The organism is Trichocoleus sp. Lan, from assembly GCF_039961855.1.
Lineage (GTDB): Bacteria > Cyanobacteriota > Cyanobacteriia > Cyanobacteriales > FACHB-T130 > FACHB-T130.
On sequence record NZ_JAMPKA010000001.1, the window covers coordinates 128735 to 153994 of the forward strand.

Sequence of the window (25260 nt, forward strand, 5' to 3'; positions counted from 1 at the left end):
TTCTTATCAAGCCTATTAGTTACTGGCTTCGCGGTGAATTTACCAAACCTTCGGGATCGCTCGGAAAATTTGCACCAAGCAGATTCAACCCAAAAACACTTATTTACTCATGATTCAAGGCAGGACAGTGCCCATCGCGGTAGCGGACGAAGAGGAAGAGGAAATTCTGAAGCCGCTTTGAGGGGGTTGTTTCATCTTGATTTGACATAGAAGTCATCTGAGAAATCAACCCAGCTTCCCCCAGTTCCACAGGTCGGTTTTTCTCTTTTGTGTGAGGATTAAAACAGTCAACATCAGCCAAATAATCGCCAAATTTTAAAAGCCCGTTTTATTGAATAAAGCGGGCTTTTTATATTATCTTTTTGAATTCGTCTACTTTTCCTTAGTTTAGAAAAATTAGCTAATTACTTAGCAAAAAAAATGTAGATGTAACCCTGAAAATCAGCGAAGCGGGCGATCGCTCTCTGGGTTGATGATAAAAGTCGCCAGATGATAAAAAAAGGCGAGATTTCGCGCCTTAAGAGTCTGTAGAGGCACTCTGGCTTGCGCCCCTACAGAGGACTTCAAAGAGACTTCAAAACAACGTTGATAGGCTCCTAAGCTGGTTTCCAGGTGCCGTGGAAGCTAGGGGGGATGACACTGGGTAATCCCAAACGACACGCAGGTTGCTCCGAAAGGCGAGCGCTATTCAGAATCCAGACTTCGCTGGTATCGGTGTTACCGTCATACACCACCGTTAACACCCAACCCTGTTCGGGATTCAGGGCATCCGGGGCATAGATGGGTTCTGAGGGATAACGATTCTCTCCCAAATCGGCTTCCTCTAGGGTGCCAGTTTTAGCGTCAAAACGAGCGATCGCGCCAAATTGATCTTGGCTAATCTCTACACCTTGCCGATGTACCGATAGATAGGTTTGGGGCGAAGCTTGACCAACCAGATGCTGTGGCACAACCGGGAACTCACAGTGCCGATCTAAGACTTCTTTGATGCTTGTTACCTGACTCCTTGCCGGGTTGAGATGAATTTGCCACAGCGTACTCTTGGCAGGAGTCCGAGTTTCACCCGTCGTGACTTCCTTGAGATACTGATTCGTCTGAAAGTCTTCGTACCGAACGACATCCACAATCACTAACCCGCTGGCATCTACATAGCCGTTCGCAAAGTGCCACTGATACCAGGGTTCAGTTTCGCCACGACTCACCAACGACAGGGTTTCGCGGTCAAAAACCAAAAACTGAGTACCGAGGTTTGGTTGCCACTCCAGCGCATCGCTATAGCTGCTCATGCCTGTTAGCAACGGCAGCACGTTCACTCGCACTGGCGGCACGAAAAAGACTAAATACTGCCCAGCGAGGACAAAATCATGCACCATTGGGATGCCATCTAGTTGAACTGCCGCCTTTTGCAGAATCTTGCCTGTGGAGTCACTTTTATAAATATTCAGCGTTGCATTCCGTCCGGGTGAAACCCCAAAGTTAAAAATTTCCCCAGTCTGGGCGTCGCGCTTGGGATGAGCGGAATAAAATAATCCGTCACTCAGTCCCGATAAATTATCTAATCCCCAAGTTTCCAGGGTTTGCAGGTCGAGGGCGTGGGGTTTGCCACCTTCCCACAGTGCCAGCAGTTTATCCGGCAAAGCCAGTACCGAGGTATTGGCGGCATTTTTAATCGGTTTGAACCATTGATTCCAGATGGGGCCTGGTGCGGTCATGCCATAGTTGCCATAGAGCAATTGATTCGCTTTGGCTTCCTCTTGGTATCCCTCTGATTGAACGTAGCGATAGACACCAGAGGCACCAGCATCGCTGAAATGCACCCCTAAAATCGCACCATCCCCATCAAACCAGTGTCCCACCCGGATGCCGCCACGTTCTAATCGGGCTGGGCCGTTGCGGTAGAGGGTGCCGCGCAACCCTTCCGGGATTTTGCCAGAAAGGAGCGGGAGGGGAGTCAGAGGAAATTCTTGTGCAGGTTGGGCGATCGCATTTGCCCAAGCTTTACGGGTTGACGGTTTCGTGGCTGTGGTCATAGTTCAGGAATAGAACGCAACAGAGTGGGGATAAAATTAAGTAATGTTAAGCAAGGTCTTTCTCGAGTGTGAACGATCTTGCGGGCGTGCTGCTATATGAGAGGAAGTGCGATCGCAAAACGCCGACGTGTCGGTTCGCATCCTATGATTTACAGGGAAGGGATCGCGATCGCTAGAGCAAAAATTGGCTTTATATGAAGAAACTGATTAGAGGGCTGCGTGAGTTTCAAAGCAACTACTTCAGCGAACACCAGGAATTGTTTGAGCAACTCGCTCACGGTCAGAAACCGAGGGTACTGTTCATCACCTGCTCTGATTCTCGCATCGATCCGAATTTGATTACTCAAGCGGCTGTCGGCGAACTGTTTGTCATCCGTAATGCTGGCAACCTGATTCCGCCGTTTGGGGCAACGAATGGCGGCGAAGGCGCAAGCGTTGAATACGCCGTTCATGCTTTAGATATTCAGCAAATTGTTGTCTGCGGTCACTCTCACTGCGGTGCAATGAAGGGACTGTTAAAATTGGACAGTTTGGCGGCAGAAATGCCCTTGGTTCACGACTGGTTAAAGCACGCAGAAGCGACACGTCGGCTAATTAAAGAGAACTACACAGACCTTTCAGGTGAAGAACTTCTGGAAGCCACGATTGCTGAGAATGTGTTAACGCAAATTGAAAATCTGCGGACTTATCCAGTGATTCGCGCTAAACTTCACCGAGGCAAATTGTCTCTCCACGCCTGGATTTATCACATTGAAACGGGAGATGTTTGGGGATACGATCCGCTTCGTCAAGAGTACCTGCCACTCTACAGCCAGCTTTCCACTAATCAGGATGTAGCCGTAGGGACTAAACCTGAGCGAATTGCCTCAATGCTGTTATCTCCGGAGCAAGCAGAACGAATTTACAGGGGTTCTGCCGCGAGATAAAGGTGTGGGTTATCAAGCGTTTATCTGCTGGTATCTGCAATTTCAATTATTAGGAACCAGCAACCTGAAAATCCTTGCCTCTAATAGGGGTTGGATTTTTAGGTATTTTTACTTTCATTTGTGCAATGGTAATTTGTAGCCTCCACATTAAGGGGGCTATCGGCTTCAAAATTACGCCTCACGGTCTTGATATTAAAAAAGAATTTGGGATCAAAAATTCCAACTTGATCGGCGTTAAAAGGAAATCTGCGATCGCACGTCTCAAATGTTTAGAAATATGCGATCGCTTACTTTTAAAACCTACCGACTTGCTGCTTCAGCGGTTTCTGACTTCTGGGCAGATCCCTGAGTTCCTAGCTGAATTAGCTCAATCTTGTAGCCATTTGGGTCTTCCACAAAAGCTATCACCGTGGAACCGTGCTTCATTGGCCCCGGTTCCCGCGACACTTTGCCGCCACGCGCCTTGATTTCGTTACAAGTGGCGTAAATATCATCAACGCCAAGAGCTATATGACCGTAGGCATCTCCCAGGTTATACTGCTCTACGCCCCAGTTGTAGGTTAGTTCCACAACTGTATGGTCAGATTCGTCACCGTAACCCACAAATGCCAGCGTGAACTTCCCATCCGGATAATCTTTGCGGCGCAGTAACTTCATGCCCAGCACGTCGCAGTAAAATTTCAAAGACTCTTCTAGGTTGCCGACTCGCAACATCGTATGTAGCATTCGCATCGTTTTGATCCCGAATTCCTTTTTAATATGACGTTTGAGTGTCCGCTCAGGACGTATTCTATTTCAATCCCCGATCGGGATCTTTACACAACAACCCACGCCACCATAGAAACCATATTACATTCAGCCACGCTAGGTGTTTTCGACAAGGGATGACCACCGCTATAACCAGCTGGCTAAAAAGCCTATCTAAGGTTTGCTGATGTGTGAGACACTTGCAATTTTGCTACTGAAGGGTGAAACGGAATGATTAACACGCCAGATACTGCCATCGACGCCATTGTGGCTCGTGAAATTCTCGACTCGCGGGGGCGTCCCACAGTGGAAGCCGAAGTCTATCTGATCAACGGTGTGATGGGATTGGCTCAAGTTCCCAGCGGCGCTTCTACAGGGACTTTTGAAGCCCACGAACTGCGGGATGAGGATGCCAGCCGCTACGGTGGCAAAGGCGTCCTCCAAGCCGTCCAGAATGTCGAGGAGAAAATTGCTCCTGAGTTGTTGGAGATGGATGCGCTCGATCAGGTTTTGGTTGACCGCACGATGATTGAGCTGGATGGCTCGGAAAATAAATCGAATTTGGGAGCAAATGCCATCCTCGCCGTCTCCCTGGCAACTGCAAAAGCGGGTGCAGCGGCTCTGGAATTGCCGCTCTATCGCTATCTCGGTAGTCCCTTATCGAATGTGTTGCCGGTGCCGTTGATGAACGTGATCAATGGCGGTGCCCACGCGGATAATAACGTGGATTTCCAAGAGTTTATGATTGTGCCAGTCGGGGCATCTTCGTTTAAGGAAGCGCTGCGTTGGGGTGCCGAGGTGTTTGCGGCTCTCAGCAAAGTTTTAAAGGACAAAAACTTGCTGACTGGCGTTGGCGATGAAGGCGGTTTTGCTCCTAATTTAGAGTCCAATCAAGCGGCTTTGGAACTATTAGTGGCGGCGATTGAAAAGGCTGGCTATAAACCCGGACAAGACGTGGCGCTGGCGCTAGATGTTGCTGCCAGTGAGTTCTATAAAGAAGGGCAGTATGTTTACGATGGCTCCTCCCATTCCCCGGCTGACTTTATTGAGTATCTGGGTAAGTTGGTAGGACAATATCCGATTGTCTCAATTGAGGACGGACTGCACGAAGAAGACTGGGAAAACTGGAAACTATTAACCGAGAAAATGGGCGATCGCGTTCAACTCATCGGCGACGATTTGTTTGTCACCAACCCCATCCGCCTGCAAAAAGGCATCGAGCAAGCCGCAGCGAACTCGATCCTGATTAAACTCAATCAAATTGGTTCTCTTACGGAAACCCTGGAAACGATTGAACTGGCTACTCGCAACGGATTCCGGTCAATCATCAGCCATCGCTCCGGCGAAACTGAAGACACCACGATTGCCGATTTAGCCGTAGCCACGAGAGCCGGACAAATTAAAACAGGTTCGCTTTGTCGCAGTGAACGGGTGGCGAAGTACAACCGACTGCTGCGAATTGAAGATGAATTAGGCGATCGCGCCGTCTATGCGGCTACGATTGGGCTAGGTCCCCGCTAAAGCGGATTAATTCGGGCAGTTTGTGCCAGATAATCGGGTGGCTCGTTCAGGAATTCAGTCAATTTGTCTGTTGTCTATAAAAGGATTGACCGACTTTTGCACAACTCAATATGAAACTAAAAATCCTAGCGATCGCCACCCTATTTGCTCCCCTGTCTGTGTCAGCAGCCGTCCGCGCCGAAGCAGTTAGACCATTACTTCAAATCCAACCCTGTAATAACTGTCAGCTCATCGGCGCTGCTGAAACGACGCCAGACGCTCAAGAGGATTGGCAGGAGTTTTCTTCCTCTGAAGGAGGCTTTGTGGTGCTAATGCCGGGAACCCCAGAGGAAGAAACACATACCGAAAAAGCTGAAGAAGGTGACGTTGAGCAGCATTTGTTTACAGCCGCTACGTCGGATGGTGTCTTTTTAGTCTCCTATGCTGACTTTGCCAACGAGATCGATCGGCTAGAGGCTGAAGAACTCTTGGATGCGGCGACTGAGGGTTATATAACGGATGGTGCGAAGTTAATCGCTCAGCGCCCAATTTCACTGCATGGAAGTCCCGGCAGAGAAATTAAGTATAAAGATTCGGATGGTTCTATTGGTCAATGTCGGATTTTTCTGGTGAACAAGCGGCTGTATCAAGTCAGTACGCTTGGTTCAAATACCAAGGAAGTTCAAAAGTTTTTCGGCTCATTTCAATTAGTGCCGTAATCAAAGCATTTGGAGTATTTTTTCACATAAACTCATTCACATTTTGTGGGGGCGTGTTTGTGCCATGCCCCCATACCAGGAATTAGGGGTGAATAAATACTACGACCTGCGATCGCTGTTTGCCAGCCAATTATTTTAGATACCCGTTTTCTAGACTAGAAAACGGGTTTTTGGTATGTACCTAGCGATCCAATATTTTATTGGGCTGCGACTGAGTCGCGCGATCGCGTCAAATTTTTCTCGCCGCAGCTAACTTCAGTAAGCCCCTCTGATTGCCAACACCAGCCGCTCATTCGACGACTCCGAAAAAACGATCCCTCAGCCATCCAACTCAACACCCAAAAATCTAAAAGGCGATCGCTACGGGTAAAAACCGAGTTGAGGTAAACCTAGGGTTTCTTCCATACCCAGCATCAAATTGAGACATTGGAGAGCTTGACCAGCTTGACCTTTGATTAAATTATCAATCGCTGACATGACAATGACCCGATCCGTGCGGGGATCAACTTCGATGCCGATATAGCAAAGATTAGTCCCGCAAGCCCATTTCGTTTGGGGGTAGATGCCGCCTGGTAATATTTTGACAAAAGGCGAAGCACGGTAGAAGGCTGAAAAGATGGTAATTAAGTCTTCTCGGACTAACCCAGGATCGCGCAAGTTGGCATAAACGGTTGCGAGAATCCCGCGCACCATTGGAATCAAGTGAGGGGTAAACTGCACCGTAACTTCGTGACCGGCGAGATCGCTACAAACTTGCTCAATTTCGGGGGTATGTCGGTGCCGTCCGCCAACACCGTAAGCTCCTAGCGTATTATCTGCCTCAGCCAACAACAAATTGGTTTTCGCTTGCCGTCCGCCGCCGGAGGTGCCAGATTTGGCGTCGATAATCGCCGTTTCTGGCAAGACTAACCCTTGCTTGAGTAGCGGCGAGAGTGCTAGCAAACTGGCGGTGGGGTAGCAACCAGCGCAACCTACTAACTGGGCGTCGGCAATGCGATCGCGGTATAGTTCCGGTAAGCCGTAAACCGCCGTAGTTGCGAGTTCTCGGTCTTGACGTTCTCCCCCGTACCAAGCTTGATAGGTTTCCGGGTTGGAAAATCGGTAATCGGCGGATAAATCCAGCACTTTGCACCCCTTCGCCACTAGCGTCGGTGCCATCTGATAGGCAAGACCATTGGGCAAAGAGAGAAAAACGGCTTGACAGCGGTTGGCAATGGTATCTAAATCAAGCGGTTCTATCTTTAAGTCAACACGATGACCTAAATGGGGGTAAAGGTCAGAAAAGGACTTTCCAGCGCTACTCTCACCACCTAGGTAAACCAGTTCGACTCCTGGATGCTCCATCAAGAGTCTTACAAGTTGCACACCACCATAGCCTGACGCGCCAACAATTCCAACAGGCACGCGCCCTAAATCACCCATGATGCTTGTTCCCTAAAAAGTTTAAATTTTAAACGCTCAGCGGTCAGCAAAGCGCAGTCAACCAAAGTCAGTACTGAGCGATCAGGATACGGCATTGCCATGTCCCTAATGGTTGCTGAATAGAATTTCTTTGTCATTGCTTATTCCTCAGTCCTGCTAAAAGCTGATGGCTGAAAGCGACTTTTGCTGCATTGTAGTATTAAAACCAAGATTTGGTGGTAGAAATATCAGCGTCATCATTTAGGGTTACAAGGTTAGCTGCGGGGAATGCAAGGTTGGCTAGAGCAACTGTTCGGGGAGTGACCGACTCTTTTGGGAATTTATCCTTATAGAAAAGCACCGCTCCAATTGATATTTTGGGCGGTGCTGCGTGGTCTAATTAGCGTTATAAATCAATATCATGACATATTGCGCTTCTCACTTGAACCTAACGCCATAACTCTCTTTTAGGCAAGGTGCGAGGGAATCCTTCTTCTTTCCCTTAAGTCCTACTTATAGCAGTCATAAATGAGTTGTGAAGGCGAGATCCTCGACAAGTCTTACGAAGTTGGGGATCTGAAGGGCTGACATCACACAACTCAATTTGGAGCGCTATAGCAGTCCGAGGGGATTTCTACGAGATATTTTAAACGAATCGTCTTAGCGAGCGAGCATAGCTGAGGGCGTCCGCGCTATAGAATATAGAAGATAAGAGAAACGGAGAAAAAAGAACATTTCATTTTTTTTTAGTTACTATCTATGAATCTCGATCTATTTATTTATATAATTATTTTTTAAGCTTATATTTTAATCCCAAAACGGTAATATTTTGTATTTCAATCGAATTACTTTCATAGAAATGAATTTAAAAAAACTAATAATGTGAGATTCATTTATTCAATTTGTTTTAACAACTCGGAGGGCGATACGCTTAAAGCTTTTGCTAAACGGACGATATTAACAAGGGAAACATTTCTCTCGCCCCGCTCAATACCACCGATGTAAGTGCGGTGTAACCCAGTTAATTCTGCTAATTTTGCCTGGGAAAGTTCCCGTGCCTTTCTCAATTTTCGGAGTTGTTTGCCAAATTTTTCGAGTTCGGGATTAGCCGCCATAATTGAGAAAGAAGGTTGTTTTAGATAACGATAAGTCTACAGACGATAAGTATCAATTTGAGCGATCGCGCGGATTCGAGAGCGATCGCGCCGCTGGGGGCTGCCCACAGGCTACTCTCAAAAAGAGATACTGGAGCTATGGTTTATTGCGCTAATTAATCTGTGGAATTGTCTCAAAGCAAAGAGGCGCAAAATCGCGCTTCTTCAACCCAACCGTTTAAATTTGACGCGATTGACGCCGCCTTGGCAGACCTGAAGGCGGGGCGGGTGGTCGTGGTAGTCGATGATGAGAGCCGGGAAAATGAAGGCGACTTGATTGGCGCGGCTCAGTTCGCCACGCCCGACATGATTAATTTTATGGCGGTGAATGCAAGGGGTTTGATTTGTCTGGCGCTGACAGGCGATCGCTTGGACGAACTGGATCTGCCGTTGATGGTGAGCAACAACACCGACAGCAACCAAACTGCTTTCACCGTCAGCATCGACGCCGCACCGAATATGGGAGTCCGTACCGGCATCTCAGCGGAGGATAGGGCGGTGACGATACAAGTCGCTCTGAACCCAGCAACCCAGCCGAATGACTTGCGCCGTCCCGGTCACATTTTCCCCTTGCGGGCGAGGGAAGGAGGCGTCCTGAAACGAGCCGGTCATACAGAAGCCGGTGTTGATTTGGCAAGATTGGCGGGATTGTACCCGGCTGGGGTGATCTGTGAAATTCAAAATCCCGATGGGTCGATGGCGCGGTTGCCAGAGTTAATCGAGTACGCCAAGACTCACCAACTGAAAATTATTAGCATTGCTGACTTAATTAGTTACCGCCTCAACCACGAACGGTTTGTCTGCCGCGAGACGATTGCTGAACTGCCGACTCAGTTTGGGAATTTTCAAATTTACGCCTACCGCAACAGCCTGGATCAATCCGAACACGTCGCAATTGTCAAGGGAGACCCAGCCGAGTTCTCAGACCACTCAGTGATGGTGCGGATGCACTCGGAATGCCTCACGGGTGACGCTTTGGGTTCTATGCGCTGCGACTGCCGCATGCAGTTGCAAGCGGCGCTGAAAATGATTCAGAATGCCGGGTCGGGGGTTGTGGTTTACCTGCGCCAAGAAGGACGGGGAATTGGGCTGGTTAATAAATTGAAAGCATACTCGTTGCAAGACATGGGGCTGGATACCGTCGAAGCAAACGAGCGCTTAGGTTTCCCTGCTGACTTGCGGGATTACGGGGTGGGGGCGCAAATTCTCAACGATTTGGGAGTGAAAAAAATTCGCCTGATTACGAATAATCCCCGCAAAATTGCAGGTTTAAAAGGGTATGGCTTAGAAGTGGTGGATCGGGTGCCGCTGTTGATTGAGGCGAATGATTATAATTCCATCTATCTAGCGACCAAAGCGAAAAAGCTGGGTCATATGCTGTTGCAGACGTATTTAATCACCGTAGCGCTGCACTGGCAGGATGAGCCGGAGTCAGTCACGAAGCGCTACGAACGATTGGAGAAACTGCGGCATTTGGCAAAAACTCACGATTTGTTGTTGCAGGAAGAAACGCGACCTGTTGGGATCGCTCTGTTCGGCACGCCATCGTTAACCGTTCACTTAGGTTTTGACCAACCGAATCTGGCGTCACCGGATTGGTATCAGCAGACAGGACATCCTTATGTGCGAGCGATCGCGCAAATTCTGGATGCTTTGAGCGCGTGGCCTCAGTTGCAATATCTAGAATTTATGGTTTCGACGGGAATAGACCCCCTGACAGGCTTACAAATCCAGCTAGACCGGCAGAACTTCCCCGCAAGTACCCTGCCTTCGTCAGTTTGCCATCAGTTAGAAACCCAGAAAATCTACAGCTTTCAGAGTGGTGAGGGCTAAGTAGAGTTAGGACTGAGGACTGAGGGCTGAGGACTGAGTAGAGTTAGGGCTGAGGGCTGAGGGCTGAGGACTGAGTAGAGTTAGGGCTGAGGGCTGAGGGCTGAGGACTGCGTAGAGTTAGGGCTGAGGGCTGAGGGCTGAGGACTGCGTAGAGTTAGGGCTGAGGACTGAGTAGAGTTAGGAAGGTTTTCAGCTAACGTTTGTGAGCTTTTACTTGATGAGCGTCTAAGTAGATTGGGATAAATAAACTTAACGGATAGGACTGTTTATCGCTCATGGAAAATTGAAAATTACCATGCACAATCAACGATGAACGGGCTTATTGAGTTATGTTTATTGTCACCCAGTTACTTAATTCCGTAATTTCTAGTAATGAAGCGATGCACTACGGATATAAAGCTATCACCGTTATAGGAACTGCCGCCTTACTTAGTGGAGGGACGACAGCTATCTATGCACAGACTCAGCCCCTACTCTTTCCTCAGCACTCTTTCCCTAGCACTCTTATAGTGGCTCAGTCGAGTGCAGAGGAATTATTCAATCGAGGGATGGAGAAGTATAACCAAGAAAACTATAGCGGCGCTTTCAATGATTTCACCGCTGCAATTCGCCAGGATGCCAACCTGACTAAAGCCTACTACAGCCGAGGGTTGGCAAGGCGGAAGCTAGGAGATAATCAGGGAGCGATCGCAGATTACACGGAGTTGCTAAAGCGAAATCCCCAGAATGCCGATGCCTACCTCAATCGGGGTGTCGTTTATGCCGACCAAAAAAAGTATGGGGAAGCAATTGAGGATTACACCAAGGCGCTGAATCTCGACCAGAAAAATGCGATCGCTTATTACAACCGGGGGAACGCCCGCAGTGCGCTAGGAAATCCTAGAGGAGCTGTTGAGGACTACAGCAAAGCGATTCAGCTTCAGCCTAAGGATGCCACCGCCTACGTGAATCGGGGGAATGCTCGCGTTCAACTGGGAGAAACCCAGGAAGCGATCGCTGATTTTACAAAGGCTCTGGGTCTGAACCCCAATCTAGTAGAAGCTTATTACAATCGCGGGATTGTCCGGCGGCGGCTGGGAAATATCAAAGAAGCGATCGCGGATTATGACCAAGCCATCCAGCGCGATCCCAACAATGCAGCAGCTTACTACAATCGAGCGATCGCCCGTCAGCAAATCGGCAATCCTCAAGCAGCCATTGCCGACTATACCGAGGCGATCGCTATTTCTCCCAACTTTGCTAAAGCTTATGGCAACCGGGGGCTGCTGCGCTACGAAACCGGCGATGCTAGAGGCGCAATTGAGGATTTACAAGCATCTGCGCGACTTTTCTCCGAGCAAGGATTAACCGCTGACTCTCAAAAGGCATTGCAATTGCTGAGACAGTTAAAATAGACCGCCTCCGTCATCGAAATGAGCCAGTGCCCATCTTCTGATACATCCCAACCACGTTCTGAGGTGAAAGTCGGTCAGGGTTGTTATTTTTCGCAAACACCGCTGGAATTTTGTACACCCTTTTTCAGAGGAGATAGGGTAGAGATCGTGTGCCGCTTCGCAAGGATACGTCTCTTTAATTACAGCAAATCCAACCGCATCTCATTACTTTCGCTAAAGCCAAGACTAGAGTAGACTGGCTTACCTGGTGGGGAGGCGTGTAGGATAACCCTTGTGCAGTTAAGCGATTTTAGATGGTCGATCGCACAAAGCGTAAGTTTCTTGGCAAGTCCCTGTCTGCGGTGAGGCGGTTCAACGTAAACTCCCCAGATGTATCCATATTTGCGAGATTCCGGTTTGAGGATATGCGGGTAAAGACCAGCAAACAGCTGACAACTTGCTGAAGCGATCGCTCTCCCATCAATCTCCGCCACAAAAGCTTTGTAGCATCCCTCTTTTCGAGCGCATTCTATAAACTGGAGCGTAATGTTGAGCCAGTCTGATTCTATTGAGTCAGAAGGAACATGATTATCCAGCCACATTTGATAAAAATGTTGAGCAATTAGAGAATCTTCCTCTGGAAAAGCTTCTCTGATATAAATTTCTCGTTCCATCACCACGATACGGGTTCATTCTTATTTTACGGTCAGAGTAATCTTGAAAGTGGTCTTCTACAAGAGTCACTTTTTCAATCTAATCTCAGTCCACTTCCGTTTGATTATCTCTTATCTGGTAACTATGGATTTAGCGATCGCGCTCGACAGCAATTCCGTATCCTTACCCTTGGGTTAAGTCACCAAAGCGATCGCGATATCTCTCTAATAACTCTGCCAGTTCATTTGAGCGTTGTCGTTCCAACTCAGCTTGCTGTTGTGCTAACTCCCGCTGATTCCGCTCAATTTCAGCTAATTCCTCCCCTGTCTGATACCTCACACCTTGGGCATCGTACCAGTACAATACCTCGCGCTGTATGCCTCCGACTTGAGCCACAAATCGCCCAATTCCTAAACCGATTTCTGGCATCCAGAATGGTTCTCCGATTTGTAACTGATATTGCCCATTTACTAAACGGTAAACTTCAAAAGGTTGTTCCTGGTCGCGCCGCCAGAAATTCGGATTATAAATTACATAATACAACACTCCTAAATTGGCATAAATTGCCATTTTTGTATCGTATCCTCCCCCATAAGTGTGAGAGACAATTTCTAAGACAAAAATGGGGGTAATATTATTTTCTTCCCAGAGAACATAGCTGGAGCGAGAACCATTGTTTTTCCTCCGTTCCACTCCCAAACTTAGAAATCCATCTGGCACCACGGGTACTCTTGGATTCACGCCTGTCGTGTGATAGATGCCCATATCTACACCAAAATACCAGTCAAGGCGATTACCCCAAATGAACTCTAGCAAGAATAATAGAAAATTCGGGATAAAATTCTGGTCTTCGTTATCCACAGGTGTATCATCCGAACAAGGAAGTTCAGCACTTGTTGGTAATCTGGTTTCCGGGTTGTGCTGTACCATAAAGATTAGCTCCACAAGCTATTAATATAATTATCCAATAAATCTCCCTAATATAAATCCAATCTATTTAAAGAATAATCTCTTTTCTCTTCCTCTGCGTTCTCAGCTTCTAAAGCGCTAACGCGCATGGCTTCGCTAACGCTAAGGCGATTCGTTTAAAAAAGATAGTGTTCATAAATTAAATGAGATTGTCATAACATGAGTTTAGATGTAATTGTTATCGGTAGCGGAATTGGCGGTTTAACCGCAGGGGCGTTACTTGCCCGTTACGGAAAACGAGTGCTAGTGTGCGAAAGTCACGCGATCGCTGGTGGCGCTGCACACAGTTTCTCTCGGCAGGGATTCCATTTTGACTCTGGCCCCTCATTTTATTGCGGACTCACCCCTGGAAGCGGTCTAAATCCATTACAGCAAGTGTTAGAACTTTTGGGAGAATCGTTGCAAGCGGTTCCCTACGATCCCCTAGGACATTACCATTTTCCTGAAGGCACCTTTCCCGTTTACAGCAATGCTGAACGCTATCGACAAACTGTTGCTAAAATTACACCTCAAGGTGCAAGAGAATTAGAAAAATTTGAAAAACGTCTGCTACCTCTTTACGAATCGCTGCGGGAGATTCCTACTATTGCTTTAAGGGCAGATTGGCAGATAATACCAGTGGTTTTGGGGAAATATTTACCATCTGTATTGAAACTGCTACCGCATCTAAAAACCGTCCAAGCTTCTGTTGGTAATGTGCTGGATCGAGAGGTACGAGATCCTTGGGTGCGGCGCTTAATTGACTTGGAATGTTTTCTACTTTCTGGACTTAAGGCGCACGGAACAATTGCCCCAGAAGTGGCATTTATGTTGGGAGAACGTTCTCGCGCTGGTGTCGAGTATCCCGTTGGAGGAAGTGGCGCAATTGTTGATGCTTTAGTGCGCGGTTTAAAGCGTTGGGGTGGCGAATTAAAATTAAATTCTCATGTTGAGCAAATACTAATCCAATCGGGCAAAGTGACAGGCATTAAGTTAAAGAATGGTGAAGTTATTAATGCGCCTGTTTTAATTTCTAATGCTACCCTTTGGGATACTTATACTAAGTTATTGCGCCCAGAAGATTTGCCGCTGTCTTATCGTCAACAATCTTTAGAAACGCCAGCGGTTGACAGCTTTATGCACTTACATTTAGGCATCCGCGCTGAGGGTTCGGAAAATCTGACGGGACATCATGTGGTAGTTCACGATGCGAGTAAAGATATTACTGAACCGGGGAATACTTGCATGATTTCTATCCCTTCGGTGTGGGATGCTAATCTTGCACCAGAGGGACATCATGTAGTTCACGCCTACACATTAGAACCTTATGAGGGATGGCAACGAGATGAAGGGTATGAGGAGAGGAAAAAAGAGCGATCGCAATCTCTATTCCGTGCGTTAGAAAGAGTGATTTCGGATATACGCGATCGCGTTGTATTAGAACTTATTGGTACACCATTAACTCACGCTTATTACTTACGCCGCTATCAGGGAACTTATGGCCCTGCAATTGCAGCAGGTCAAGGGACATTTCCTGGCACACAAACGCCGATTTCTGGATTGTATCGTGTGGGAGATAGTACGATGCCAGGAATTGGCGTTCCCGCTGTTGCTGCTTCGGGAATTTTGTGTGCAAATACTTTGGTTACGCCGCAAGAGACGGCGAAGTTATTAAAAATTTGAAGTTCAAATTAAGCTTTCTTAATTGTCGGCTTCGCGGCGATACTCTCCGCCTAGCATCTCACAACTCAAGTAGGATTGCTAGAAGAAAAGCGATTAGTAAAGCGGGAAAAAAGTAAATGGGTGTGAGGAGTATCAAGAAACAGCAACAATATATATTAAAAAAACGAATCGCCCCGCGATCGTAATCACAGACCAATTAGAAAAGAGAGGATTTTCTTTTAGGGTGCGATCGCGCTCCAGTTTATTTCCTTTCATCCTCTGTTGATTCAGTTAAAATTTCCTGCATGACGGGTGAGAGTCGATTATTCAAACGTCCTGCACGGATCAGTTCAGCGTAGGTGTCGCCTTCAATATCTAAGAGTTTTTCTCGCAGTTGTTGCATATTAAGCGCTCGCAACTGAGGATATTGATTTTGCAACTTCTCAATTTCCTCCTCAATACCCTTGAGTTGTCCTTGAACCAGATTTAACTCGTAACGATAAAACTCCTGATCGATTTCTAATTCTTTGCCAGCTTCCAATAAATAATTCAACACTCGATTTAAGGCAACGCGACGGGCAATTGCCTCTGAATATTGCTGGCGTAGCGGCTGATCTCCAATCAGTCCTAATCTTTCCAAAAACCACTGAGTTGTCAAACCTTGAACTAACAGAGTAAACAACACAACGCCGAACACCATATCAATAATTTCCTCTCTTCCTGGTAAGATAATGGGTACACTTACCGCCAAGGCAATTGAAACTGAGCCTCTTAAACCACCCCACCAAAGTATTGTTTGATCTCGCCAACCTATTTGAGATTTAACTAGCCAATTGCTCAAAGCACTGAGCCCATAGATGGCAATTGCTCGCGTTACCAATACCGCCCCAATTGTCACCGCAATCAGACTAAAATTCTCTACTAGACGCGAGTAGTGGATTTGATCGCCAATTAAAAGAAAAACGATGGAATTAACAAAAAATGCTAAAAATTCCCAAAATTCAGATACCAATAACCGGGTGCGCGGGTTCATGCCAATGCGAGAGCCAAAGTTACCCAAAATTACGCCAACCGTGACAACCCCAATTACCCCAGAACCACCCAACTCTTCTGTTATCAAATAAGTGCCATAAGCGGAAACAAGCGTAAGTGATTGTTCTACTAATGGCAAGTCAAAACGTTGGGTAAGATAGGAAATTCCAAAACCGACTAAGCTGCCAATTCCAATCCCAACACCAACAAATACTAAAAAACTAGCAACTGTAGTGTCTAGTGCAAACTCATTGGTTCCCAGCGGGATTCCCACTAGCAACGTAAACGCCACTACCGCCACGCCATCATTAAATAAACTCTCTCCCTCCATCAACATTGTTAAGCGTTTGCCAGCACCCAGTTCCCGAAACAAAGCTACTACGGAAACGGGATCGGTAGCAGATAAACAAGCACCGACAAGGAGGGCAGTTGTAAGAGGAAGTCCAGTCAGCCAATTGAGAGGAAATGCAATACCAACAACCGAGATGATGACACCGACAATGGCAAACAAAGTGACGGGAAATATATCATCTTTCAAGTCTCGCCAACGGATATTCCAAGCAGCTTCAAATAGTAGGGGAGGCAAAAAAATCTCCAGAATTAATTCTGGCGACAGATTCACCAACCGCACATCTACAAATGCTAAAAATAACCCGACAATTACCAGCAGCAATGTGTAAGGAATTTGGCGTAACCAACTGAAAATTCGTGAGAGTGTCGCCACACTCAAGGAAATAGACAACACTAGCAGAAATTGCTCCAAGCTTTGCTTAATGGAAGCTTCATCTAGGGTGGTTTCTATCGCCATAGGAAACTCCAAATCGTAATTAGTCGTTAAAACTTAGTCGTTAAAACACTGTAGCTTTTAATTTGCCCTTTAATCTAGACGTTGTATAGGATAGTCTCTTAAATTGCCAACATCGTATCATTCAATAGATTTGGTGTTTACAAGCATAATTTATTGCATCTATCTTAAGTAAGATAAAACGTTATGTCAGACATTAAACAGTTAATTGCAGATATCCAGCAGGAAGCGCAACGGGAAACATTTCCCGTTGATGAACCTGTGTATCTGGCAGCGAGTTTGGAGCCTACGCAGCCAATTCTCTATGCAGGCAATCTAGAGAGCAAGCTATGCTTTTTTGCCCGCGATTTGGGAAAAGATGAAGTACGGGCACGTCAACCGCTTTGCGGTGCTGCTGGTGGCTTTGTGCGTCGGGGTCTGTACCGTGCGATCGCAGCCACCGAACCCAATAAGGATACCGATTTACAGGTTGTCCTCGATCGCGTTTTACTGACAAATACCGTGCCTTACAAACCACCGGGTAACAAAGCATACGCTGAGGCTGTGAAAAAACGATTTCGCCCCTTTTTAGAGCGATTATTGGTATTGCATTGGCAAGGGGATAAAATTATCACTTTGGGAAATGAAGCATTTAATTGGTTTGCCCCTTATGCGGCTAAGGATGAATTGAAGCAGTTTTTTGCAAGAAGCGATCGCTACTCTGCCAGCATTCAAGTTACGCTTCAGGCGAAGGACACAGAAGGCAATATACATCAACGTTCAGTGATGCTACTGCCACTCCCTCATCCTTCCCCACTCAATCAAAAATACTACGCCCAATTTCCTCAACTACTTCAGCAACGCCTCGCTGAAATAGTGCCGTAACACATTAACCCCAGCTATCGAATGGTTGAGAAAAGCGCTCTGTGTATTTATTTAAAGGGGGTATATATTCAGTTAATCATGATTAATGTAGCGTTTTTTCCCTATTACTTTGCCTTCTTTATCAAAAGACATTTCAAACGAAATCCAAGCAAAATCACCCCAAAGAGCTGCACCATCTACACCATAACTCCAATTCTCACGATCGAGGCTATGTTCGGGAGCAGGTAAGATTTTTAAAATTTCATCTTTGCCCATTCCTAATTGGATACTGGAGAATTTTTCTTCTGAAAAGCCTGGAGGTAATTTTGGATCAATTAAAGGATAAGGCAGAACATAATTCTCGGTATGGCAAACAAACCAGGCTAAAGTAAAAATTCCAATTCCTGCAAAAAACAAAGAGTCGATTCTAAGAAGTGATTTCATGGATTTCCTCAATTCATAAATATAAATATTTACGATATCGGAATTGATGATTCCCCTGACTTCCCTGTAAACTCTAATTTCACAGAACCAAAGTTAATTAGTCTCCCCTAAATTTTGGATTTCTGTTAGTTCCTTGCACTTAGAAGATTAGAGGCAAGATAACTAGCGATCGCGCTTAGGCTGGAAAACAGGGCAAACGCATCGAAAATTCAGATGTACCCATCTCTCCATCATCCTTCCCTCTATTCTCTGATGACTCATTACCGCTACTAACTGATAAGAATTTCTAATGGTTCGGCCAAACTTCGCTCGGATAAGTATTTTAAGATTTGCCTGAGAAATTAGCCTAAATTTTGAGCGGATTTGAGACTCATGAATTATAAGTATTGAGTGTTTTTTTTAATTTAAAACTCAACACTTATAATTCAACTAATTCAAAACTTCTACTTTCTACTCACATTGGTTTTAGGCGCGTTACCTTGAGCTTAAAAGAACCGCCACTTGTTTCCCCAAAAGCCCGAACCCGAATAATATAATCACCCGGCTCGGTAATGCGGGAAAATAAAAGCGAGTTAGTGCTGCCGTCGGGACCGTCATCATTTTCCGCCACAGTAGCGCCATCCGACGACATCAGCGTCACAATCGTGTCAAAACTATCAGAGATCAAGTCAACCGCTACCTGATCTCCAGCATCCAGACTCACCACGTAATCACGAGCAAAACCTCCCTCACCAGTCGGAATATCTTTTTCAGTCAGCGTGTCGGAAACTTCGTTGTTTGCCGGTACAGGAATTGGGCTGTACACCTTATTTTGCGCTCTGGCTGATATAGTGGTCAGACAAAGAGCCAGCAGCGTGGCAGGAACAATCAGGGTGCGGTGCCATCTAAGGGCAAAAGCGTCAGTCATAAAAATTTCCGCTGGACACCCTTCCCTTTTGAGGGTTGGGGGAAAGCGGGGCGGGGTGTACCGCTTCCCAAACAAAGAATGTTTCTACTATTTATTGTTTACTTTCTTTGGCACCCGGAAGCGATTCGATAGAAGCAATCGCTTTGCTTTACGCAATTTGTGGATAGTCCGGCACTTGGGAAGAAACCGGAAAATCCGATCGGTAATTGCTCTGTCCGTGTTACCGCCCGACTTGAGCTTTCTCCAGATGGGCAGGCTGGAGCTGGCTAATTCACTAGCTTATCTCCTAAAAGCGATGAGTTGGCGCTCAAACTCCTGTTCATTGATTGAGTGGTGGTGAAATCCATTCTTTTTATATCCTTCCTAATTAGTTTTGACGGACAGGACGATACGGCAATTTACCGCAGAGCGAGGACTTCTCCCTTTACACTGTCCAAACACTATAAACAAAAGCCTGTAGCCATTTCAACACTGCCTCTAGCGCAAAAGTTGCCCCAAAAGCTAGCGTTGAAAAATCTAAAGACTTGAGGAACGTGTTTCCTTTCAGGAGCGGCCTTATGAAATCAATTGTCAAAAGAATTAAATTGTTGTTAGCACGACAAAAGGGAAAAGTCAAAAGGAAAAGGTCAAAATCTATCGCCTTTTTGCTTTTTGCCCTTCCACATCTGGCATTGGGAATATCCGTTTGCTTTCTGAGCGTGCAGGCACAATCGATCGTCCCGGCGACTGACGGCACCGGCACCATTGTGAAGCCTAATGGAACCCAATATGACATCCAAGGCGGCACGACATCCGCTGATAAGACCAATTTGTTCCACAGCTTCACCCAATTTGGTCTTAGCCAAGGTGAGATTGCCAACTTCATTTCTAGCCCCTCCATTCAAAATATCCTGGGGCGCGTTACGGGGGGCGATCCTTCAGTCATTAATGGGCTTCTCCAAGTCTCTGGCGGCAATTCCAACCTCTTCTTGATGAACCCCGCCGGGATCGTTTTTGGCGCAGGAGCTAGTTTGAACGTACCTGGGAGCTTCACCGCCACCACAGCGACTGGAATTAAATTTGACTCAGGATGGTTTAATGCCATCGGTTCTAATAGCTATGCGGCGCTGGTAGGGACGCCGAATACCTTTGCCTTCGCCACCCCTCAAACTCCCGGAGCGATTGTCAACGAGGCACAGCTAGCCGTTAAAGATGGGCAGGATCTCAATCTACTCGGTGGTACGGTTGTCTCCCTCGGTAATCTCTCGGCACCTGGGGGGAGGATCGTGGTTGCATCTGTACCCGGTGAAAAGATGCTTCGCCTTTCTCAGGCGGGAAACCTGCTGAGTTTAGAGATTCAACCTCTCTCGCCTTCTCTTCCCCTCTCCATCGCTTCTCCTCTCTCTTTGCCTCAGTTACTCACAGGTGGAGGTGCTAACAATGCGACAAAAGTAACGGTTAGCGGCACTGGGGAGGTGAAACTGTCTGGAGCTAACATCCAGGTAGACGCTGGTGATGTCGTGGTGCAGGGAGCCACTTCTAAAACTTCCTTGCCCTCCCTAGGGAGTTCTGTGAATTTGGCTTCTGCTAACAACATTACAGTCCTCGGAAAAATCGATACCTCTGCCACTTTTTTAGGGGCACATGGGGGTTCTGTAACGATGTCCGCTTTTAAGGATATTAATATCCTGAGTTCGCCCTTAGACGGGATTTTGACAACTTCTGATTCAGGTAATGGCGGCAATATTTTTCTAACGAGTACAGCAGGTTCAATTAACATTAAAAGTTTTTTAAATTCTTCATCAAATCTTGGGAATGGAGGTGCAATTACTCTTTCGGCACTTGACAAAATTAACAATATTACTTCACCCAATAGTCCGACAGGGACAATTAATATTGCTGGTTCTATTAATTCCTCTTCCAACGCTGGTAACGGGGGCGCGATCGCGCTTTTGGCTCTGAACGAAATCAACGCTGGAGTCATCAACTCTAGTTCAGCAATTGGGAATGGGGGATCTGTAACCCTCGATCCGCTTGGAGATATTCAAGTTGCCTCCATCAATGCCCAAGGGGGAACGAATGGCGTGGGGGGAAACGTTAACATTGCAACTGGTCAATTTTTCAAAGCCACAGGCACTTTTCTAGACCAAGATGGGATCTCTGCCAGTATCTCTACGTCCGGAGGAATTGGAGGAGGCGCGATCGCTATCCAGCATGGTGGCGGCAATAATTTAGTTCCTTTTTTAGTTGGAAATCCAACAACGAACGGGACAGCCGGAGCACTGAACAATGGGCAATTCACGATTTCGACCTTCCAATCTTTTCCTGGGCCAGACACCCAGGGAAATATTCAATTAATTACTGCCGATCCCGATCAAATAATCGATCCCACAATCTTAATCGACGACCCAGAAGAGGAGCCACCCACAGAACTCCCGCCGGATATCCCGGCAATTGAAATTGATGCGGTCGTGACTGAACGCGAAGAAATTTTTACCCGTCAATTTGCCGAATATTTCGGTCTCAATAATCTTCCCCCCCGTGTTAATTCTCTGCTCGATGCTCGTCAGACTCTCGCAAGAATAGAAACAGAAACGGGAGTCAGACCAGCGCTGATGTATGTTGCTTTTGTTCCGACCATTGCAGCAGAGGTGCAGGAAGGTAGGAGAGTACAAGGGACTGAAAAATCTCTCTCACTCAACACTCAGCAGGGGCAAGAAACCCCAGCCTTTACAGATGTCAGCACTCACGATGAGCTGGAAGTAGTGCTGGTAACGGCAGAGGGTCCACCCATCCGCAAGCGGTTATCGGGAGCCGTGCTAGGAGCGCAAGGCGCATACGCTTCGCGAACGCAAGTTCTCAAAGTCGCCGAGCAATTTCGCAAGGAAGTCATTCGGATCAGACGCACTCCCACCTACCTGACCTCAGCCAAGCAACTGTATCAGTGGCTAATCGCTCCGCTAGAAGGCGATTTACAAGCTAGAGGCATCCAAAATCTCGTATTCGTGCCCGATAGTGGGTTGCGTTCTGTACCATTTGCAGCTTTATATGATGGTCAACAATTTCTGGTGGAGAAATACAGCGTCAGCTTGATCCCCAGTCTTAGCCTAACGGACACTCTCCAACGCAACCTAAAAAACTCTCAAGTTTTGGCAATGGGAGCATCGGAATTTCCCGACCAAGACCCGCTTCCCGCTGTGCCAACCGAGTTATCAATCATTACACCTGAGTTGTGGCCTGGTAAATCCTTCCTCAACAATGCTTTCACTCTCAAGAATCTCAAGACTCAGCGCCGTCTACAACCGTTTAGAATTGTTCACCTGGCAACCCATGCAGAATTTGAACCAGGAGATCCGAGTAACTCCTACATTCAGCTATGGGACACGAAGCTGTCCTTAAACCAACTGCCACAGCTTGAGTGGAATGACCCGCCGGTAGATTTGTTAGTCTTGAGTGCCTGTCGCACTGCACTGGGTGATGAGCAGGCGGAGCTGGGTTTTGCTGGGTTAGCGGTGCAGGCAGGAGTCAAATCAGCGCTGGCAAGTCTTTGGTACGTCAGCGACCAAGGCACCTTGGGACTGATGACGGAATTTTACCAAGAATTGAAAAAAGCCTCCGTGAGAGTGGAGGCACTGCGGCAAGCACAGGTAGCGATGCTGAAGGGGCAAGTGCGAATACAGGGAGGTAAACTGCAAACTCCCAGAGGGGATGTGGCTCTAACGCCCGAACTCGCGAAGCTGGAGAATCAAAATTTATCTCATCCTTATTATTGGGCAGCTTTTACGATGATTGGCAACCCGTGGTAATCCATGCAAAATGCAGAATTAAAAATTAAAAATGAGGAGTTCTTCAATTTTTAATTTTTAATTCTTTCTAAAATTGATAGTTAACGCTGAAATAAAATCCCCGATCTTGGGCATTTTCGCCACGGTCTTCAATATCAACCAGTGGAATGCCATAGTCTAGTCGTATATTTAGCTTGGGCAGAGGTTGCCAGATTAGCCCTAAGCCAGCACCTGCTAAAAATCTCTCATCCTGTAACGTGGCATCGTTGGGATTATCAGACACATTCCACACCCAACCCACATCCACAAAAGGAGCAAACTGCAATGTGGCGGCACCGGCTTCATCTCGCTGAACGGTAATGCGATCTTCAATTGAAAGTCGCACTCCATTGTCACCAGCACGCACATTTTGTCGGTAGCCGCGCAACGATTGACCGCCGCCAATTACAAACTGTTGGGAGGGTAATAAGCCACTGGTTGATAGCTGAATATCTCCTTGCACAATTAAGAAATTATTGTTATTCAGGACTTGAACTCGCTGCACTTGGCCCAGCCAGCTTAAGAACCGACCATCGGGTATGGGGTCGGGATTGATGGTGGCATCCAATAAGCCAGTGCCAAGACTAAAAAGCGATCGCAATGCCCAAGCACCCTTAACATCCCGACGCAGATAGTCTTGCCCAAATTTAATCACGCTGGTGCGGCTCCGACCTTCTTCGTCGGGGCCAAAACCAAACGGGGTTGGCCCTGCAAAAGTAAAAGTCTGACCATTCTGGTGAGTAAAGCCTAAAGAAAGGGCAAATTCTTCACGCGGTGAGCGGATTAACGGCTGTCGATAACTAATTTCATAAAGCTGTGATTCTCCCCGAATGTCGAAAACTTCAAAAGGGGCTTGGGTGACTCTATTTCGGTTGGGAGCATATCTCAGTTGCAAGGTGCCGTTCATGGGGTTGAGCGGCACCCGATAGTTTAAGTCAAGAACATCAGCGCCGCCTGTGGTCGTATGGTAATAGGAGCCAAAAATTTCATCTCCAATGCCGGTGATGTTGCGATAACCCAGATTGACGCCCAATCGTTCGGAACCAACGCTCGGAGGCGAGTAGTTATCGACGCCGAAGCTGCCATAAAAGGGGTTGGCTTCGGTAACGCGAACGACGAGAATACTTTGACCCACCCCGCTCCCAGAGCGGAGGCTGGCTTCTACATTTTTAAATAGGGGATCGACGCGCAATAGCCTTAATTGATCTTCTAGCTTGCCCGTATTGAGCGGTTTGCCAGCCCCCAAACGCACGCGCGATCGCACGTAATTTGAATTCAACCGGCGCGTTCCTTCTACCCTAATCTCTTCTAGGCTGCCTTCAATGACGCGAATCTGGACGACACCATCCGTAATGGCTTGGTCTACCAGGATGGCTCTTGAGGTAATGTAGCCTTGGTTGAGGTATAGCTGGGTGATCGCATCGGCAACGTTTCTGAGTTCTTCTAGGGTGACAGTCCGCCCCTCTACAGTTTGAGTAATCGAGTTCAACTGTTCTGCCCCAAAGATGGTGCTGCCAGTGACTTGAATCTTTTTCACCTCAAGAGTGTCTGAGGACGGTGCAGCATCAGGCGCTGGTGTTGGGGGCGTCAGTACGGGCGACGGTGACTCTTCCGGCAGAGGTTCTGGGAGGGGTGCAGGCTGCGGAAAGCGATCGCGGTTAGGATCGGATTGGGGTTGCAGGGGTTGATTTAGCTGTGGTTGGTTCTGCGGTGAAGCAGGTAGAGTCTGCGCTTGCAGCCGCCTATTTTCAGACCTCTCTGGCTCAGGCTGAACAACTCCCACGCGCTTTTGCTGTATGCCCTTTGACGGGGCAACTGAACGCCTAGCGGGTTCTTTTTTTGCTCTCTCGTCGCTGGAAAACGCTTTCATCGTTTCCATTTCGCGATGAAAATTCAATCCATTCAGATCGGGCGTTGCCGGTAGTGTTTTGGCATTAGCACCGCTGGCAGAGACACAAGCGATCGCACCCTCAATTAACACTCCACACCAAAACCATTGAAATTTTGAACGCATGGTAGCTGTGTTCTCCACGGGTTGAATTGTCTAAAAACTTCAATTAATACAATTTTTTTGTATCCAATCCGTATTTTCTTTACTTAATTCAACTTTTTTCCTTTTCTCTCTCCAAAAGTAACATTCTCGCTTTTAGGAGCGAGAATGTTACTTTTGCAAGCAAACGAGCGGCATGATTTTGCGGTTTTCACCAAAATTGCATCTATCTGAAGACTCAATTTTATGTTTTCATTATGCCATCATCTGTCAATGGCGTCGCCTCTTTGCTAGTTACATTGTGCCTTCGGAAGGCGAGCTAATTTGCTCGCGAACAAGATCGGTTTGCTACCACACTCAAACGCCCAATCAATGACTTTTGCACCTGACTTTTGCACCTGATTGCACGCGCACTCTCATTTCAGACTGGATTCGCGATCCCCAAGACAAACGGATCGATATCACCTGCGGCACTATTATTCAGCCAGG

The 25260-nt window shown here is 47.1% G+C and carries 19 protein-coding genes; 9 read left to right on the plus strand and 10 right to left on the minus strand.

Annotated features, from left to right (window positions below; all coding sequences use genetic code 11):
• Positions 1-596: 596 nt before the first annotated feature.
• Positions 597-2030 (minus strand): carotenoid oxygenase family protein, encoded by a 1434-nt coding sequence (locus NDA03_RS00535; protein ID WP_348236993.1) that lies wholly within the window; start codon positions 2028-2030, stop codon positions 597-599.
• Positions 2031-2224: 194 nt separating this feature from the next.
• On the opposite strand from NDA03_RS00535, the gene NDA03_RS00540 reads away from it, so the two are divergent.
• A complete protein-coding gene (locus NDA03_RS00540) occupies positions 2225-2956 on the plus strand; it encodes a carbonic anhydrase (RefSeq protein ID WP_348236994.1) in 732 nt (243 codons plus the stop codon).
• Between the two features lie 300 nt (positions 2957-3256).
• Here the strand turns inward: NDA03_RS00540 and gloA are convergent, their stop codons facing one another.
• Entirely contained in the window at positions 3257-3688 is a 432-nt protein-coding gene (gene gloA, locus NDA03_RS00545; protein WP_190413304.1) for a lactoylglutathione lyase, read from the minus strand.
• Positions 3689-3934: 246 nt separating this feature from the next.
• Between gloA and eno the strand changes: the two genes are divergently transcribed.
• On the plus strand, positions 3935-5224 hold the full coding sequence (gene eno, locus NDA03_RS00550) for a phosphopyruvate hydratase (protein WP_190529929.1): 1290 nt from the start codon (positions 3935-3937) through the stop codon (positions 5222-5224).
• Positions 5225-5334: 110 nt separating this feature from the next.
• Positions 5335-5922: a hypothetical protein gene (locus NDA03_RS00555; protein ID WP_190673292.1), complete on the plus strand. Its 588-nt coding sequence runs from the start codon at positions 5335-5337 to the stop codon at positions 5920-5922.
• A 360-nt stretch (positions 5923-6282) separates the two neighbouring features.
• Here NDA03_RS00555 and argC read toward each other — a convergent pair whose 3' ends face one another.
• Both argC and NDA03_RS00565 read right to left on the minus strand, forming a co-directional pair.
• Positions 6283-7344 (minus strand): N-acetyl-gamma-glutamyl-phosphate reductase, encoded by a 1062-nt coding sequence (argC, locus tag NDA03_RS00560; RefSeq protein WP_190413299.1) that lies wholly within the window; start codon positions 7342-7344, stop codon positions 6283-6285.
• 872 nt (positions 7345-8216) lie between these two features.
• Positions 8217-8438: a helix-turn-helix transcriptional regulator gene (locus NDA03_RS00565; protein ID WP_348231857.1), complete on the minus strand. Its 222-nt coding sequence runs from the start codon at positions 8436-8438 to the stop codon at positions 8217-8219.
• A gap of 2 nt (positions 8439-8440) precedes the next feature.
• Here NDA03_RS00565 and NDA03_RS00570 point away from each other — a divergent pair, with 2 nt between their 5' ends.
• The 3 genes from NDA03_RS00570 to NDA03_RS00580 all read left to right on the plus strand — a co-directional run bounded on the left by NDA03_RS00570 (position 8441) and on the right by NDA03_RS00580 (position 11704).
• On the plus strand, positions 8441-8593 hold the full coding sequence (locus NDA03_RS00570; RefSeq protein ID WP_348236995.1) for a hypothetical protein: 153 nt from the start codon (positions 8441-8443) through the stop codon (positions 8591-8593).
• Between the two features lie 7 nt (positions 8594-8600).
• Positions 8601-10310: a bifunctional 3,4-dihydroxy-2-butanone-4-phosphate synthase/GTP cyclohydrolase II gene (gene ribBA / locus NDA03_RS00575; protein ID WP_347277126.1), complete on the plus strand. Its 1710-nt coding sequence runs from the start codon at positions 8601-8603 to the stop codon at positions 10308-10310.
• A gap of 329 nt (positions 10311-10639) precedes the next feature.
• On the plus strand, positions 10640-11704 hold the full coding sequence (locus tag NDA03_RS00580; RefSeq protein ID WP_348236996.1) for a tetratricopeptide repeat protein: 1065 nt from the start codon (positions 10640-10642) through the stop codon (positions 11702-11704).
• A 179-nt stretch (positions 11705-11883) separates the two neighbouring features.
• On the opposite strand, the gene NDA03_RS00585 is transcribed toward NDA03_RS00580, so the two are convergent.
• Both NDA03_RS00585 and NDA03_RS00590 read right to left on the minus strand, forming a co-directional pair.
• A complete protein-coding gene (locus NDA03_RS00585) occupies positions 11884-12357 on the minus strand; it encodes a GNAT family N-acetyltransferase (protein WP_348236997.1) in 474 nt (157 codons plus the stop codon).
• A 163-nt stretch (positions 12358-12520) separates the two neighbouring features.
• Positions 12521-13267 carry a Uma2 family endonuclease gene (locus tag NDA03_RS00590; RefSeq protein WP_348236999.1) on the minus strand — a complete coding sequence of 249 codons (747 nt, stop codon included), beginning with the start codon at positions 13265-13267 and terminating at the stop codon, positions 12521-12523.
• A 198-nt stretch (positions 13268-13465) separates the two neighbouring features.
• Between NDA03_RS00590 and NDA03_RS00595 the strand changes: the two genes are divergently transcribed.
• The gene (locus NDA03_RS00595) at positions 13466-14968 is read left to right on the plus strand and encodes an NAD(P)/FAD-dependent oxidoreductase (protein WP_348237000.1); all 1503 of its coding nucleotides are present in this window, start codon (positions 13466-13468) and stop codon (positions 14966-14968) included.
• A gap of 241 nt (positions 14969-15209) precedes the next feature.
• Here NDA03_RS00595 and NDA03_RS00600 read toward each other — a convergent pair whose 3' ends face one another.
• A complete protein-coding gene (locus NDA03_RS00600) occupies positions 15210-16787 on the minus strand; it encodes a Na+/H+ antiporter (protein ID WP_190533168.1) in 1578 nt (525 codons plus the stop codon).
• Positions 16788-16970: 183 nt separating this feature from the next.
• Here NDA03_RS00600 and NDA03_RS00605 point away from each other — a divergent pair, with 183 nt between their 5' ends.
• Positions 16971-17648, plus strand: coding sequence for a uracil-DNA glycosylase family protein (locus NDA03_RS00605; protein ID WP_348237001.1), 678 nt, complete (start codon positions 16971-16973; stop codon positions 17646-17648).
• 72 nt (positions 17649-17720) lie between these two features.
• Here NDA03_RS00605 and NDA03_RS00610 read toward each other — a convergent pair whose 3' ends face one another.
• On the minus strand, positions 17721-18071 hold the full coding sequence (locus tag NDA03_RS00610) for a hypothetical protein (protein WP_199300454.1): 351 nt from the start codon (positions 18069-18071) through the stop codon (positions 17721-17723).
• 454 nt (positions 18072-18525) lie between these two features.
• Complete coding sequence (locus NDA03_RS00615) at positions 18526-18978, minus strand: PPC domain-containing protein (protein WP_190413280.1); 453 nt, start codon at positions 18976-18978, stop codon at positions 18526-18528.
• A 698-nt stretch (positions 18979-19676) separates the two neighbouring features.
• Here NDA03_RS00615 and NDA03_RS00620 point away from each other — a divergent pair.
• Positions 19677-22763, plus strand: a complete 3087-nt coding sequence (locus NDA03_RS00620; protein ID WP_348237002.1) for a CHAT domain-containing protein — start codon at positions 19677-19679, stop codon at positions 22761-22763.
• A gap of 67 nt (positions 22764-22830) precedes the next feature.
• Here the strand turns inward: NDA03_RS00620 and NDA03_RS00625 are convergent, their stop codons facing one another.
• A complete protein-coding gene (locus NDA03_RS00625) occupies positions 22831-24795 on the minus strand; it encodes a ShlB/FhaC/HecB family hemolysin secretion/activation protein (protein ID WP_348237003.1) in 1965 nt (654 codons plus the stop codon).
• Positions 24796-25260: the final 465 nt, after the last annotated feature.